Below are 14,672 nucleotides of genomic sequence, written 5' to 3' on the forward strand. Positions count from 1 at the left end.
TTGTCTTTAGCACATGACTATTCATTGCAATGATTTTTAACCTCTATCATCCAAACGTCTGTTGATTTCCAGCGCATTTCCTTTGGCAAATTCATTTGAATTAATAATTTCATACTGTAAATCTAAATTCGTTTTTATCCCATCAATTACAACTTCCCCTAGCGCACTTCTCATTTTCTCAATAGCCTCTTTTCTGTCGTGGCCGTGAACTATTATTTTTGCCACCATCGAGTCGTAACACGAAGGAATTTTGTACCCGTGAAACAATGCGGAATCTACCCTTATTCCATTTCCTCCCGGGAAATGAAGTTCATTTACGGTACCCGGGCATGGGATAAAATGATTGTCAGGGTCTTCTGCATTTATTCGACACTCTATTGCACATCCCGAATGTTTTACATCGTTCTGTGTCATTGTAAGTTTTTCACCTGCTGCTACCATTATCATTTCTTTTATCAAATCAACTCCTGTCACCATTTCTGTCACAGGATGTTCTACCTGAATTCTTGTATTCATTTCCATGAAATAAAAATGTTCACCATCTTTATCAAGCAAAAATTCTATTGTTCCTGCACTGTAATATTTTGCAGCCTTTGCGGCTTTAATTGCCGCTTCTCCCATTTTCTTTCTTACTTCTTCTTTTAAAACAACCGAAGGAGTTTCTTCAACTAACTTCTGATGTCTTCTTTGAATACTGCAATCTCGCTCTCCTAGTTGTAATACATTTCCAAATTTGTCCCCTATAATCTGAAATTCGATATGTCTTGCATTTTCCACAAATTTTTCTATATACATCTGGTCATCACCAAAGGCAATTTCTGTTTCTTTTTTTGCAGTTTCAAATAATTTTACAAAATCTTCGCTTTTTCTTACTTCCCTCATACCTTTTCCGCCACCGCCGGAAACTGCCTTTACTATTACCGGATAACCTATTTCGTCAGCTATTTTCTTTCCCTGATAAGCATCTGTAAGAGGCTCATTTGTTCCCGGAACTACAGGTACTCCTGCTTTAATCATAGTTTGTCTTGCTATAGATTTATTTCCCATATTTATCATACTTTCTACTGAAGGCCCGATAAATTCTATATTGCATTCATTACATATTTTTGCAAATTTGCTGTTTTCTGATAAAAAACCAAATCCAGGATGTATCGCATCTGCCTTTGTAGCAATTGCTGCACTTAATATTTTTTCTATATTTAAATAACTATCTTTTGATTTATAAGAACCAATACACACACATTCATCCGCAAGTTGTGCATGAAGTGCATCTTTATCTACTTCTGAGCAAACTGCCACTGTTTGAATTCCCATTTCTCTACAAGCTCTTATTATTCGAACAGCGATTTCGCCTCGATTTGCTACTAGAATTTTTTCAAACATCTACTTTCTCCTTTTCGACTAACAACATTTTCACTGTATTGCAAATACAAGTTCTGCCTGTGCGCAAAGTTCTCCATCCACATACGCTTTTCCTTCACCTATACCAAGTGGTCCACGCACTCTAGTCATTTCCACTTCCATTCTAAGCACATCTCCCGGAACAACTTTTCTTCTAAATTTAGCGTTTTTAATTCCACCAAACAAAGGAGTTTTTCCTTTATATTTATCGTCTGATAATAAACTGACAGCTCCTACCTGTGCCATTGCTTCAATAATAAGCACTCCCGGCATTACAGGCTGATCCGGAAAATGTCCTGCAAAAAACGGTTCATTATAGCTTACACATTTAATTCCTACTGCTCTCTTTCCTACTTCCATTTCTTCTATTCTGTCTACAAGTAAAAACGGCTGTCTGTGAGGAATTATATCCATTATTTCCTTTGTGTTTAACATATTAATCTCCATTCTGTTGCAAATGTGCAACCTTTTTAGCATTTAAGATTCATTATTTCTATAAAGCGATTCTTCACTTTTCTAATCTTCTAATTAATACAGTTTCTTATTTGCTAACTTTTACGATTACCTGTCCATACTCTACTAAATCTTCATTTTCAACCAGAATCTCTTCAACTACGCCATCACATGTTGCACTAATTTCATTCATTAGTTTCATGGCTTCAATGATTCCTATTGTTTGACCTTTTTTTATTTTGTCTCCCACCTTAATAAACGGTTCTTCCCCCTCAGCTCTTGCCGCATAAAACGTTCCAACCAAAGGACTTTTTATTTCTTCTAAATCATCACTTTGTCCTTCATTTTCATTCACGCCCACAGTTCTAATAGTTTCTACATTTGCATCAGGCAAATTGCCTGGAACTGTTAAAGCTGCCATTGCCACACTCTGTTCTGCCTTTATATTTAATTTAAAATTTCCTTCTTCAACTGATAATTCTGTTATTTTTGATTTATTAACCTTATCTATCAGCTTTTCTATTTGTTCATAATCCATTTTAATTTCCTTTTCATAATCATAATCATTTATTTTTTCAGCTATTATGCTTCAAATTTTTTAACCATTATGCTGCCGTTATGTCCACCAAAACCTAATGAATTACTTATGGCATAATTTACTTTTCTATTAACAGCCTCAGGTGTGTAATTCAAATCCAATTCTTCATCTTTTACTTTAAAGCCTGCTGTTTTATGGATGTAATCTTCCATAACCGATTTGATACATACGATAAATTCCACAGCCCCTGCTGCACCTAACATATGACCTACCATCGACTTTGTTGAATTTACATTTAAATCATATGCTTTATCACCAAATGCTTTTTTAATTGCCATTGTTTCAAATAAATCATTATGATGTGTACTTGTTCCATGTGCATTTATATACTCAACCTGCTCAGGTTTTACATTTCCATCTTCCATCGCAAGCATCATAGCCCTTGCTGCACCTTCACCATCTTCGGCAGGTGATGTAATGTGAAATGCATCACATGTTGCTCCATATCCTGCAACTTCACCATATATCTTTGCTCCGCGCTTTATTGCATGCTCGTATTCTTCTAATACAACAACTCCTGCACCCTCTCCCATAACAAATCCACTTCTTTCTTTGTCAAATGGGATTGAAGCTCTTAAAGGATTTTCCTGTGTTGAAAGTGCTGTAAGTGCTGCAAATCCGCCAACTCCAATTGGGCAAACTGATGCTTCCGTTCCACCTGCAAGCATAATATCTGCATCGCCATACTGAATGTATCTGAATGCTTCTCCTATCGAATGTGTTCCTGTTGCACATGCAGTTACGATGTTTAAACACTTGCCTTTACAGCCAAACTGAATTGCCACATTTCCTGCTGCCATATTTGTAATCATCATCGGAACTAACATCGGGCTAATTCTTCCCGGTCCTTTTTCAAGTAACTTTTTATGTTCTCTTTCCATCGCCTGCAAGCTTCCAACTCCTGAGCCTATAGAAACACCCATTCTGTTTTTATCTGTTTTTTCCAAATCAAGCCCTGAATCTTCAACTGCCTGTTTCGCCGCTGCTACTGCATACTGAGAAAACAATTCCATTCTTCTTGCTTCGCGCTTATCCATATATTTTGTAGCATCAAAATCTTTAACTTCTGCTGCAAGTTTTACCTTAAAATCCGTAGTATCAAATTTTGTTATCTCTCCGATTCCTACTGTTCCTTTTTTCACATTTTCCCAAAATGTATCTATGTCATTACCAATTGGTGATATTATTCCTAATCCGGTTACTACTACTCTTCGTTTCAAATTCCCATACCTCCATCTACTCCGATAACCTGTCCTGTAATATATCTTGCTCCATCAGATGCCAAAAACAGCGCCGTCTGTGCAATATCATTTACATTTCCAAGACAATTAGCCGGAATTCCTGATAAAATCTGTTTCTTCACATTTTCATCCAGCTGACCCGTCATATCAGTTTCAATAAATCCGGGTGCAATTGCATTTACAGTTATATTTCTGGAAGCCATTTCTTTTGCCAGCGATTTAGTCATTCCTATTATTCCTGCTTTTGAAGCACTGTAATTTAATTGTCCTGCATTTCCATGAACTCCAACTACTGAAGACATGTTAATTATCCTTCCGTTTTTTTGTCGCATCATTTGTCTTGTTACATTTTTCATACAATTAAATGTTCCTTTTAAATTAACATCTATTACATCGTCAAATTCCTGTTCTGACATTCTGAGCAAAAGATTATCTTTTGTAATCCCTGCATTGTTTACAAGAATGTCTATTCTTCCATAAGTTTTTACAACATATTCCATCATTTCTTTTACTTCATCAAATGAGGCTACATTGCATTTATAAGCTTCTGCTTTTCCCCCTGATTTAATAATTTCGTCAACAACATTTTCTGCCTTTTCCTTAGAGCCTGCATAATTTACTATTACAACTGCGTTATTTTCAGCAAATGTCTTTGCCACCTTAGCGCCTATTCCTCTGGAAGCTCCTGTAACAATTGCTACTTTATTACTTAACATATTTCTAATCCTTTCAGTTTTTCTAAATCATCCACTTTTTCAATATTTATTACCGTTACATCTTTATTGATTTTTTTAACAAATTTAGAAAGTGTTTTCCCCGGTCCTATTTCAACAAATGTATCAACTCCATCATCTATCATTTTTTCAACACTCTGCATAAATTTTACAGGTGATGAAATCTGTTTTTTTAGAAGTTCTTTTATTTGTGAATTATCATATATGTAACTTGCATTACAATTTGCCACATACGGCATTTTAAGTTCTTTAAACTCAACATTTTTCAATTCTTTTTCCAGCTTATCTCCTGCCCCTTTTAGCATGGCAGAGTGAAATGGTCCGCTTACCTTAAGTGGCAAAACTCTCTTTGCTCCATTTTCTGCTAAAGTTTTTGAAGCTTTCTCTACTGCGTCAGTTTCACCTGTTATAACAATCTGACCCGGACAATTATAATTTGCAACTGCCACTTCTCCTTCTGTATTTTTGCAAATATCATCAATTTTATCTGCATCCATTCCAAGCACTGCTGCCATTGTTCCTTTACCATCCGGAACTTCTTCATCCATAAACATTCCTCTTTTTCTTAGGAGATAAACCGCATCCTCAAATGTAATTGTTCCGCATGAATAAAGGGCTGCATATTCTCCAAGACTTAATCCTGCACACACGTCAGGCTTTACTCCTATTTTTTCAATCTGTTGTAAAATTGCTGCGCATACTGTAAACATTGCTGCCTGTGTATACTGTGTATTGTTTAAATCTTCATTTTCTTCAAAGCACATCTTTTCCATATCAAATCCAAGAATCTTCGATGCTTCTTCAAAATATTTTTTACTGTCTTCATATTTATCAAAAAAATCTTTTCCCATTCCAAAATACTGAGCACCTTGTCCCGGAAAAATAAATGCCGTCTTTCCCATGTTTCCTCCTAACTTTGAGTTATAATTCATGTTTTTTATTTGATACACACTTACTTTTATTTTTTTGTTCAAAAAATTTCAATTAATTTTTATAATTTCAAAAGTTTTTCTGCCTGATTTTCCATTTCTTCAATTATTTCTTTGCAGCTTTTTGTTTCGTGTATAAGTCCTGCTATCTGTCCTGCCATAAAAGAGCCATTCTGTGTATCTCCATCTTGCACTGCCTTTCTAAGCGAGCCTAATGTGAGATATTCTAATTCTTCAAATCCTGCACCTTCATTTTCCATTTTTACATATTGTCTTGTCATATTATTTCTTAATGAACGTGCCGGATGTCCATGGCTTCTTCCTGTTACAACCGAGTCAATATCTTTTGCCTTTAAAACTTTATTTTTATAATTTTCATGAATATTTGTTTCGTTTGCCACTAAGAAACATGTACCTGCCTGAATTCCTTCAGCACCTAACATGAACATTGCTGCCATGCCTCTTCCATCGCCTACGCCACCTGCTCCAATTACAGGAATTTCTATCGCATCAGCTACCTGTGGTATTAAAGTCATTGAAGTTGATTCACCAATATGGCCGCCTGATTCACATCCTTCTGCGATAACCGCGTCAACTCCGGTTCTTTCTAATCTTCTTGCCATCGCTACAGAAGCAATAACTGGAATAACAGTTATTCCCGCTTCTTTCCACATTTCCATATATTTTTCAGGATTTCCTGCACCTGTTGTAACTACGGGAACTTTTTCTTCAACAACTACTTTTGCAACTTCATCTGCTGATGGACTAAGAAGCATTACATTAACACCAAAAGGCTTATCTGTTAATTCTCTTGTCTTTCTTATTTCCTCTCTAACTACTTCTGCTGGAGCATTTGCCGCACCTATAATTCCAAGTCCGCCGGCATTTGACACAGCAGCTGCCAAATGATGGTCAGCTACCCATGCCATACCTCCCTGAATAATAGGATGCTTAATTTTAAGCAATTCTGTTATTCTTGTTTTCATTTATGCCTCCACGCCTTTTGATGTTAAATAGTCAGCAACATCCTGAACTGTCTTGATATTCTGTAATTCTTCTGATGGAATTTCTACATTAAATTCATCTTCTAATGCCATAACTAATTCCATTAAGTCTAATGAATCTACTTCCAAATCTTCTTTGAAAGAACTTGTTGCTGTAATTTCTCCATCAATGCTTAAATTTTCTTTTGCTAATTCAATAATCTTTTCTACCATTTTTTTAATTCCTCTTTTCTTTTTGTTCCACTTTTTTAACGCGGACATATACTTATACACAAAAAAAAATAAAACCTTGCAATTTTTTTGCAAAATTTTATTTTTTTATTTTTTTAATATCTTATTGATTCACTGTTATGCAGCCTTTCGCTTTTTGTGAATAACTCTGATTGCAACAATTATTCCTGTTGTAAGGGATGCCGCAAGCACACCTACTTCAGTAACTCTTCTTACTTTTTTATTATTCCACCATTTTTCAAATAGTGTTTCTTCAAATTTCAACTTTTCAATATCTTCGTCCGGATAATCTGTTTCAACTTCACTTATATCTATTTTACTAAATAAATCAATTAACTTGCTTTCAAAAATCGCATTTTCAATTATTGGATTACTCATAACTTTCTTCTCTCCTCTGGAATTCCTTTTTCATTTTCTTTCTAAGCCTTGATAAATATGAATCTACCGTCGTAACTTCCATATTCATTTCCTGCGCTATTACTTTGGAACTCTGTATGTAAAAATATTTTCTAATAACCAATTCTTTTTCTCTTGGTTTTAAATCATCTAATATATTTTTAAGCAAATTTACATCTTCTTCAATCATTGCCCTGTCTTCAGGTCCTTTGCTTATGGAAACATAATTTTTAAGCATTTCTTCCGCGTCCCCATGTTCAAGCATTATTTCATCTTTGCTTAAATCTCTTATTCTGTTAATCGCCGTATTTCTTGCTACATATTTTAAATATGTCTTAAGTGATGCTTTTTTCAAATCGATTTTATGTGCATTTTTCCATACCTTAAAATAAGTATCATTCAGGCATTCTTCTACATCTTCCGGTCTGTTTCCCACAATATTTGAAATAATGTAACTAAGTAACTTGTCATATTTTCCTGATAATTTATAAAGAGCTTTTTCGTCTTTATTTATCAGCAACTTTAAAATTCTTTCATCTGTCACTTCTTTGTTCTCCTTAAGGATTTTGTACGTACATTAACTTATACACTATTTTTATCATAATCTTGCAAAAAAATCTCTATTTTTTTGAATTAGATTGAATTTGGTTAAAAAAAGCTGCCGCATAAATACGACAGCTCTTCAAATATAATATTTTACATTTACAATTTAGTTTTCAATACAACTTATTTTTCAAGCCTTACTTTAACTTAATCTTTACAGCCTTTGAATATTTGCCATATACTTTTGTTCCATTAACGATAACATACGCTCTTACTTTTGCAAAATATTTTTTATTTGGTTGTAACTTTTTAACTGTAACAGATAACTTCTTTGCATCTACTGTTTTTGTTGTCTTTTTAGCAAATTTCTTTGATGTTGATACTTTTACCTCGATGATTCTAATCACTTAAATTTATTTTTGTTGTAAAAATTTAAGTCTATTTTTCTCATCTTTAGTTAAGTTCTTTTTCTTAATTATTCTAAACACTTAAGTCTATCTTCTTAATTATATAAACAATTGATGAACTGTATCCTATTCCATGTTCTTTCTCACACGCATATAAATGATAACTCATCCATTTATTAAACTGACTATCATTCATTGCATCAATTTGTTCAGTCATCATAGAACCTATTCCATCCATGGCAAATCTATTTGTAAATTCCATTCCGCTTGAATGAATTACATCTTCCATCTCATCTATGGTAAATGTAGTTTTACTTCCATGAAGAATCTTCATTGTTTTCTTGTCTACATTTTCAGATTTAAGAAAATCAGGATCGTAATTTAAAATTTCATTTGCAAGCATCATATCATTAGAAGTAAATGAAACGAAAACTCTTCCGCCTACTTTACACACTCTGTATGCTTCTTTAAGAAATGACACCTGTTCTTCTTTTGTCTTTAATTTATCCATAGGTTCAACTGCAAGTACAACATCAAAACTCTCATCATTAAATTCTGTTAAATCTATGGAATTAACAGAAGTAACTTTGTGACCTTTCTGTTCAAAATAAGCTTTCTTTGCTACAAATCTTGAGCTTATATCAAGAATATCGCTCTTCTTTGGCAATCTTTCCTCTACATAATAGATCGTTGTCAATATACCAATATTGTAAGAATTCGGAATATGGTTAACTTGTGAAGCTGCCTTTTCCTCTGAGCCCGTTTTTTCTTTTAAATGCTCTGCATAATCGTCTTTTCCCTCTTTAGTAAAATCATCTTCCAATTTATCGCTTATCTTGCATTCAGTCTTTAGTTTCTGTTTTTTCTTATTGTCATCTTGTTTTAAAGATATTTTAACATTATCAGAAGCCGTTCTTTTATTAGTAGCTTCTTGTTTTAATTCAACATCCTGTTCTAACTCATATAAAGATTCTTCTATTCCGTTCGCATTAGATATCTCTTCAAGCATAACTTTTTTCATTTCTATTTTATGAGCTTCCTCGTCTAATACTCTAAGCGCTGCCTGTATATTTTCTTTAAGTTCAATTTTTTCAACAGGCTGAAGTCCTTCAATAACTTCTTCCTCCTGATAACTGCCGGACTTCTGTGAACTTACGGCTTTTTCTACATCGTGGTTAATATTTTTTATCTTCTGAGTCTCGAATTCTTCCTCGCTATTCTCGTCACTATCTAACTCAAACATATCCTTGTCATCTACAAATTCAATTCGTTTTATCATAATACCTGTGCTAAAATGAAATTTATGATAAAACTTTTCCAACTGCTTTGTAGTTCTCCCATCTATCGGAGTTGGATTCGTAGTAACATGTTTAAATTTTCTTTTTTCAACATACAACATCATCATCTTCATAAGGGTTGAACCTACCCCTTTTCCATTATGCTTTTCACTTACAATAAGCATATCAATATGAAGTGAATTGTCTTTCATATGTGAAATATCATTTTCGTCTTTAGAGTTATATGAATGTCCTGTAATTGTTCCAACCGGCAAAACTTCTCCCGGATAAAAAGCCTCTCCGTACACATGATACCCTTCTTCTTTAAATTCAATTCGATAATCCTTGTATATATATGCTACAGTATCGTACATTCCTTTTCTCTCCTTAAAAGTCTCTATGTATATAATATCAAATTTGGCACTTTCTTTCCATAGAATATAATAATAAATATTAGTATTATCTAATCTTTTATTTAAATAAACTTCACGTAAAAATTTTTAGACATAAGTAATAATATAAACAGAAAACATTCATTATCTAATCTTTCATTTTACAATATATAATCTCAATAATTTAAATAAATAATATGTATAAATAACGCCAAAAGAAAATGAGCATTCACAAATCTTTCGATTGCAAACGCTCATTATTTTAAAGAAGTTCGTTAATTGATTGGGGTCTCTAATAAAATATGAAGGTATTTGATATAATTATATTAGGAATTTAACGACTTCTTTCTTCTTTCTCATTGTAATTGAACTGTTTTTATTATGCAACCCTTTATTTTATAGGCAGGTGTTATTTTTTTATTCAAATTAATAAAAACACTTTTATTAATATTTTGTTTGACAATATTCTCTATTTGTGATATAAATATCAAGTGCTTAACGCACAGCAACCTTTAGGGGTGTAGTTCATCGGTAGAATAAGAGTCTCCAAAACTCCAGAGGAGGGTTCGATTCCTTCCACCCCTGTTATAAAAAAATCGTGTTTTTAACACGATTTTTTATTTTTACATTAACTTATTTAAATTTAATTTCATAAACAACACCTTGTAAAAAACCTTCAGTGCTCAAATGACACTGAAGGTTTCATTTTATAAGTTTATAATTCAGCTTGCCGTATTGGCATTAATATATTTCCGAAAATAAATTTAATTATTTTCTTTTATACCGACACTACTTTATAAACATTTTTCTATTTTGTTTTAATAGCTTTTACTTTTGACCATTTACCAAATTTCTTTTTCTTTTTAACAATTGTATATGATCTTGTTCTTACAAAATACTGTTTCTTTTTCTTTAATTTCTTAATAACAATGCTATTTTTCTTTGTTAATTTAGTAATTGTTACTTTCTTTTTAAATTTCTTTGAAGTAGAAACCTGTACCTGATATCCTTTTGCTTTTGCGATTTTCTTAATAGAAATCTTTATACTTTCTTTACCGGCTTTTAAAACATTTCCTTTAACTGTCTCTTTAATTGTTGCATCTTTTGCTGCATTGCCTACTGTATTGTTTGTTGTCGGTGTTGTTACATTATTCTGTCCCGGTAATGTTGTTGGCTGACCTGATTGGTTCGGTTGATTTGGATGATTTATCTGTGAGTTACCTCTAACAATAATAAATCTTGTATATCCAATACGCTCTCTATACTCTCCATCTCCATCATAACTTACCTTATAAACATCACAATAATAGGAAACAGGATTCTGATATGAATAAATATTAGTTGCTGTTACATTACTTATGTCATAAACTAATTTTGTTCCAAGATTTTCATCCTTTTCATTTGACCATTCACATATATAATTTTTATTAAATGATACTTTTGTTCCATTTTCGTAAACGTCCGGAACAAGTGTCGCTGAACTTCCTTCATTTGCATATACAACTTTCATTTCAGTAACACCTGAAAAATCAGCATCTTCTTTACTAATATGTGCATCTGATTCATCTATCTTTTTCCCGTTTTTATAGATTGCATATGTCCAATATGTACTTGTATCGCCATTTCTATAAAAATCTTTTTCAGATAAATTGTTTAATAAAATAAATCCATCTGAAGAAACTTCCACAGGATCACCATATTCATAATAATAATCGTCATTGCCACTATCATAATATCTCTTTCCTGTATACTTATACCATTTTACAGTTATTCCTTCATTTGCAGGATTAACTTCATTATATGTTTCTGCATTAGCAACATTAGCTTCAAGTATACAACTCTGTCCTGCCATTGTTCTTATCCATATACTCTGTGTTTCATATGCATAAACTCTGTCGTAAATATAAAATGTAGTTGCATCAATAAATTTATCATTTTTTTTGATTATACAACGATATCTTATATTTGAATCTTCATCATATAAATCATTTTGTTCAACGCTATCAATTGTATAGCTTTTTCCTTTTCCTATTTCTTTTCTTTCATCATCATTACATTTATACCAAGTACAAGTAATTCCCTCTTCATCCGGGTCAACTTCTTCTTTTTTATAATTTTCAACTTTAATATTTAATGAAACAGATTCTCCCTGGCTTGCGTATATATTGCCACTATTATCTGAGTTAATTTTATAAGAATATTCTATATCATATATATAAAACTCAAGCGTATCATTATATTCGCCATAACGCCAATCAACTTTGTATGTAACTTCATTAAATATATGCTCCGTTACGTTGTTAACTGTATAAGAACTTCCGGTACCTAACTCGTCAATTTTACTTGTCTCATCATCTTCCATATACCATCTATATGTTATTCCAAGATCTCCTAAATCCTCAATATAATTTCCATATTGATCTTCAGCATATGTTTTCAATTCAACTGTATCACCCACCCTGGCATATACATTAGAACTACAATTTACCCCATTAATTATTGGTGTATATTCTGTTGCAAATAATTCTGTGCTAAAATTGTTATTATCATATTCTCTAACATCTATCTTATATTCTTTATCCTTATATAATGTAGCTGTTAAAAGAAAGTTGTTTGAATCGCCGTCATCACCATCATCATCATGGATAAGTTCTTTCCAAGTTGTTCCTTCCTTTACATACAAAGTTCCGTATGTATCATCCTCTCCCTGTGTGTACAACATATAGTACCCATCTTTTTCAACTGTAAATTCATAACCTACTGTTTCACCCTGAGACGAAATTGGAATTGAAGTATCAATATGAATATTATTTGTTCTGGATGTTATATCCGCCTTTACTTGTGTTGCGTTGCCAAATGTAATTCCTACTGTCAATGTTGCAATCATTGCTACAGTTTCAGCAAATGCAATTGTTCGTTTTACATTTTGTCTCATTGTACTCTCCCTTCATTTATCTGTTTTGTTACTTTATAAGTTCACAAATTTAATGCATAATGTACATATTATTTAGAACCTCACAAAATATTATACATTAATATGTGACATTCCTCAACTGTTTTGTTTAGATATTTTTATAAAAAACCTGAAATTGATATATTCTTCCACTTTACATTTATTAGCAAAATTAAAATCAATTTCAGGTTTATTTATAATTATGTATATACTTTTTTATTTTTTAGTTTTTACAGATTTTATCTTTGTCCAGGCACCATATATTTTCTTACTATTTACAATTAATTATTATCTTATTCAAAATTAATTATTAATTTCTATCGTATATATTGCTAATTTGTAATTTTAACTTTTATTCTATAAATTTTGCCTTATTAACTCTTTTAGTTACTTCAAACTAAATCCTGTGCTTCTTTTACATTACTAATGCCTATTAATTCTATTCCACTAGTATCTTTTAAGCTATCCATTGATACCTTTGGAAGAACACAGCGTTTAAATCCTAATTTTTTTGCCTCAGCAACTCTTTGATCTGTCATTGCAACTGCTCTTATTTCACCTGCCAGACCTACCTCGCCAAAAAATATTGTATCTGCCTCAATAACTCTGTTTTTGTAACTTGAAAGCATGGCAATTACAAGCGCTAAATCAAGACCGGGTTCTGATATTTTCATTCCGCCTGCAACGTTTACATAAGCATCGAAGTCTCCCATTTGAATTCCAATTCTTTTTTCTAAAACTGCCATCAAAAGATTTACTCTATTATAGTCTGTACCAACTGCAGTTCTTCTTGGCATTCCAAAATTGCTTCTTGTAAGAAGTGCCTGTATTTCCACTAAAATAGGGCGTGTTCCCTCCATGAGGCAGGCTACAACTGAACCCGAAGCATCTGTAGGTCTTCCCTCAAGCATAAATTCTGAAGGATTAAGTATCTGCTCTAATCCTTCGCTTCTCATTTCAAATACTCCTATTTCATTTGTAGAACCATATCTATTCTTTACACCTCTTATAATTCTGTAAGCAGCATGTCTGTCTCCTTCAAAATATAGAACTGTATCTACCATATGCTCTAACACTCTTGGTCCTGCCACAACCCCCTCTTTTGTTACATGACCTACTATAAACATTGGAATTGTACTTCCCTTTGCGACCTGCATGAGAGCGTTTGTAGATTCTCTTACCTGACTTACACTTCCTGGTGCCGAACCTACTTCTTCACGATACATTGTCTGAATCGAATCAATAACAACAATATCCGGATTACATACTTTTATCTGTTCTTCTATGGTATCAAGACTTGTTTCGCACAAAAGAAGCATTTTGTCATTAAATTTTCCTATTCTGTTTGCTCTTAATTTTATTTGCTTAACTGATTCTTCACCTGATATATAAAGCACTTTTTTTCCATCATTTGACAGGTTTCTGCATACCTGCAACAATAACGTTGATTTTCCAATACCCGGATCTCCACCTACAAGTACCATTCCTCCAGGCACAATACCCCCACCTAACACTCTGTCTAATTCAGAAAATCCTGTTGAAATTCTTTCTTCATCTGCTGCATCAACTTCATTTATTGCTACCGGTTTACTTTCAAGTATATTTTTTCCCGTAAGTCCCTTTGTTTTCTTTGTGACTAATTCTTCTACAAATGTGTTCCATTCTTTACATCCCGGACATTGTCCTAACCATTTGCTTGTTTCATATCCGCATTCTTTGCAAAAAAATGCTGTTGTTTTTCCCTTTGCCATATTTCTCCTTTTCAATCCTATGGGGGTGAAGCAGGATAAATTTGCCTAAAGTACGCTCGCGCTGCTTGCCGCTCGTAGCGGTTCTAAATCTTCCGCCATATTCTGACTTCGAAACCATTGGTTTCTGTCAGAATATGGCGAAAGATTTGAACCGACGGCGGCAAATGCTCTTTATTCAAATTTATCCTGCTTCACCTTCCGGGCTTTAAAACTCTCGCTTCTTCTCAGTGATTATGCATTCGCCAACTCTTACTCTTTATCTTTTTTTGTTATACCCATGGCTCCGCCATGTAATCACTTCGAATCCGCTTCGCTTCTTCTCAGTGATTATGCATTCGCCGACTCTTACTCTTTATCTTTTT

14 protein-coding genes and 1 tRNA gene are annotated in these 14,672 nt (G+C 33.1%); 1 reads left to right on the forward strand and 14 read right to left on the reverse strand.

Annotation, left to right across the window (positions count from 1 at the left end; translation table 11 throughout):
* Positions 1 to 36 precede the first annotated feature (36 nt).
* From DWX29_RS05230 to DWX29_RS05285, 12 genes are all read right to left on the reverse strand, one after another.
* Positions 37 to 1,383: an acetyl-CoA carboxylase biotin carboxylase subunit gene (locus DWX29_RS05230; protein ID WP_118565320.1), complete on the reverse strand. Its 1,347-nt coding sequence runs from the start codon at positions 1,381 to 1,383 to the stop codon at positions 37 to 39.
* Between the two features lie 30 nt (positions 1,384 to 1,413).
* The gene (gene fabZ / locus DWX29_RS05235; protein ID WP_022089913.1) at positions 1,414 to 1,836 is read right to left on the reverse strand and encodes a 3-hydroxyacyl-ACP dehydratase FabZ; all 423 of its coding nucleotides are present in this window, start codon (positions 1,834 to 1,836) and stop codon (positions 1,414 to 1,416) included.
* 106 nt (positions 1,837 to 1,942) lie between these two features.
* Positions 1,943 to 2,392 carry an acetyl-CoA carboxylase biotin carboxyl carrier protein gene (gene accB, locus DWX29_RS05240; protein ID WP_118565321.1) on the reverse strand — a complete coding sequence of 150 codons (450 nt, stop codon included), beginning with the start codon at positions 2,390 to 2,392 and terminating at the stop codon, positions 1,943 to 1,945.
* Between the two features lie 44 nt (positions 2,393 to 2,436).
* Positions 2,437 to 3,672: a beta-ketoacyl-ACP synthase II gene (gene fabF, locus DWX29_RS05245; RefSeq protein WP_118565322.1), complete on the reverse strand. Its 1,236-nt coding sequence runs from the start codon at positions 3,670 to 3,672 to the stop codon at positions 2,437 to 2,439.
* On the reverse strand, positions 3,669 to 4,409 hold the full coding sequence (fabG, locus tag DWX29_RS05250; RefSeq protein WP_117908802.1) for a 3-oxoacyl-[acyl-carrier-protein] reductase: 741 nt from the start codon (positions 4,407 to 4,409) through the stop codon (positions 3,669 to 3,671). The genes fabF and fabG overlap by 4 nt, the downstream gene beginning before the upstream one ends.
* Positions 4,403 to 5,329 (reverse strand): ACP S-malonyltransferase, encoded by a 927-nt coding sequence (gene fabD / locus DWX29_RS05255; protein WP_118565323.1) that lies wholly within the window; start codon positions 5,327 to 5,329, stop codon positions 4,403 to 4,405. The genes fabG and fabD overlap by 7 nt, the downstream gene beginning before the upstream one ends.
* A gap of 89 nt (positions 5,330 to 5,418) precedes the next feature.
* Complete coding sequence (gene fabK / locus DWX29_RS05260) at positions 5,419 to 6,342, reverse strand: enoyl-[acyl-carrier-protein] reductase FabK (protein WP_117908798.1); 924 nt, start codon at positions 6,340 to 6,342, stop codon at positions 5,419 to 5,421.
* Complete coding sequence (acpP, locus tag DWX29_RS05265) at positions 6,343 to 6,573, reverse strand: acyl carrier protein (protein WP_022089919.1); 231 nt, start codon at positions 6,571 to 6,573, stop codon at positions 6,343 to 6,345.
* Between the two features lie 135 nt (positions 6,574 to 6,708).
* Complete coding sequence (locus DWX29_RS05270; RefSeq protein ID WP_022089920.1) at positions 6,709 to 6,969, reverse strand: hypothetical protein; 261 nt, start codon at positions 6,967 to 6,969, stop codon at positions 6,709 to 6,711.
* On the reverse strand, positions 6,962 to 7,531 hold the full coding sequence (locus tag DWX29_RS05275) for a sigma-70 family RNA polymerase sigma factor (protein ID WP_022089921.1): 570 nt from the start codon (positions 7,529 to 7,531) through the stop codon (positions 6,962 to 6,964). The genes DWX29_RS05270 and DWX29_RS05275 overlap by 8 nt, the downstream gene beginning before the upstream one ends.
* A 196-nt stretch (positions 7,532 to 7,727) precedes the next feature.
* Entirely contained in the window at positions 7,728 to 7,937 is a 210-nt protein-coding gene (locus DWX29_RS05280; RefSeq protein WP_117908793.1) for a fibronectin type III domain-containing protein, read from the reverse strand.
* A 73-nt stretch (positions 7,938 to 8,010) separates the two neighbouring features.
* Positions 8,011 to 9,588, reverse strand: coding sequence for a bifunctional GNAT family N-acetyltransferase/class I SAM-dependent methyltransferase (locus DWX29_RS05285; protein WP_118565324.1), 1,578 nt, complete (start codon positions 9,586 to 9,588; stop codon positions 8,011 to 8,013).
* Positions 9,589 to 10,120: 532 nt separating this feature from the next.
* On the opposite strand from DWX29_RS05285, the gene DWX29_RS05290 reads away from it, so the two are divergent.
* Positions 10,121 to 10,191: transfer RNA gene (locus DWX29_RS05290), tRNA-Trp, on the forward strand.
* Between the two features lie 223 nt (positions 10,192 to 10,414).
* On the opposite strand, the gene DWX29_RS05295 is transcribed toward DWX29_RS05290, so the two are convergent.
* Both DWX29_RS05295 and radA read right to left on the reverse strand, forming a co-directional pair.
* Positions 10,415 to 12,541 (reverse strand): hypothetical protein, encoded by a 2,127-nt coding sequence (locus DWX29_RS05295; RefSeq protein ID WP_118565325.1) that lies wholly within the window; start codon positions 12,539 to 12,541, stop codon positions 10,415 to 10,417.
* Between the two features lie 410 nt (positions 12,542 to 12,951).
* On the reverse strand, positions 12,952 to 14,310 hold the full coding sequence (radA, locus tag DWX29_RS05300; RefSeq protein ID WP_118565326.1) for a DNA repair protein RadA: 1,359 nt from the start codon (positions 14,308 to 14,310) through the stop codon (positions 12,952 to 12,954).
* Between the last annotated feature and the right edge of the window lie 362 nt (positions 14,311 to 14,672).

The organism is Eubacterium sp. AF19-12LB (assembly GCF_003479125.1).
Lineage (GTDB): Bacteria > Bacillota > Clostridia > Lachnospirales > Lachnospiraceae > Eubacterium_U > Eubacterium_U album.

Bases quoted from the DNA above. Each gene is read 5' to 3' on its own strand.
- acpP (WP_022089919.1), bottom strand. From the start codon at position 6,573: ATGGTAGAAAAGATTATTGAATTAGCAAAAGAAAATTTAAGCATTGAT.
- DWX29_RS05285 (WP_118565324.1), bottom strand. From the start codon at position 9,588: ATGTACGATACTGTAGCATATATATACAAGGATTATCGAATTGAATTT.
- DWX29_RS05295 (WP_118565325.1), bottom strand. From the start codon at position 12,541: ATGAGACAAAATGTAAAACGAACAATTGCATTTGCTGAAACTGTAGCA.
- fabK (WP_117908798.1), bottom strand. From the start codon at position 6,342: ATGAAAACAAGAATAACAGAATTGCTTAAAATTAAGCATCCTATTATT.
- fabZ (WP_022089913.1), bottom strand. From the start codon at position 1,836: ATGTTAAACACAAAGGAAATAATGGATATAATTCCTCACAGACAGCCG.
- fabD (WP_118565323.1), bottom strand. From the start codon at position 5,329: ATGGGAAAGACGGCATTTATTTTTCCGGGACAAGGTGCTCAGTATTTT.
- radA (WP_118565326.1), bottom strand. From the start codon at position 14,310: ATGGCAAAGGGAAAAACAACAGCATTTTTTTGCAAAGAATGCGGATAT.
- fabG (WP_117908802.1), bottom strand. From the start codon at position 4,409: ATGTTAAGTAATAAAGTAGCAATTGTTACAGGAGCTTCCAGAGGAATA.
- DWX29_RS05230 (WP_118565320.1), bottom strand. From the start codon at position 1,383: ATGTTTGAAAAAATTCTAGTAGCAAATCGAGGCGAAATCGCTGTTCGA.
- DWX29_RS05270 (WP_022089920.1), bottom strand. From the start codon at position 6,969: ATGAGTAATCCAATAATTGAAAATGCGATTTTTGAAAGCAAGTTAATT.
- accB (WP_118565321.1), bottom strand. From the start codon at position 2,392: ATGGATTATGAACAAATAGAAAAGCTGATAGATAAGGTTAATAAATCA.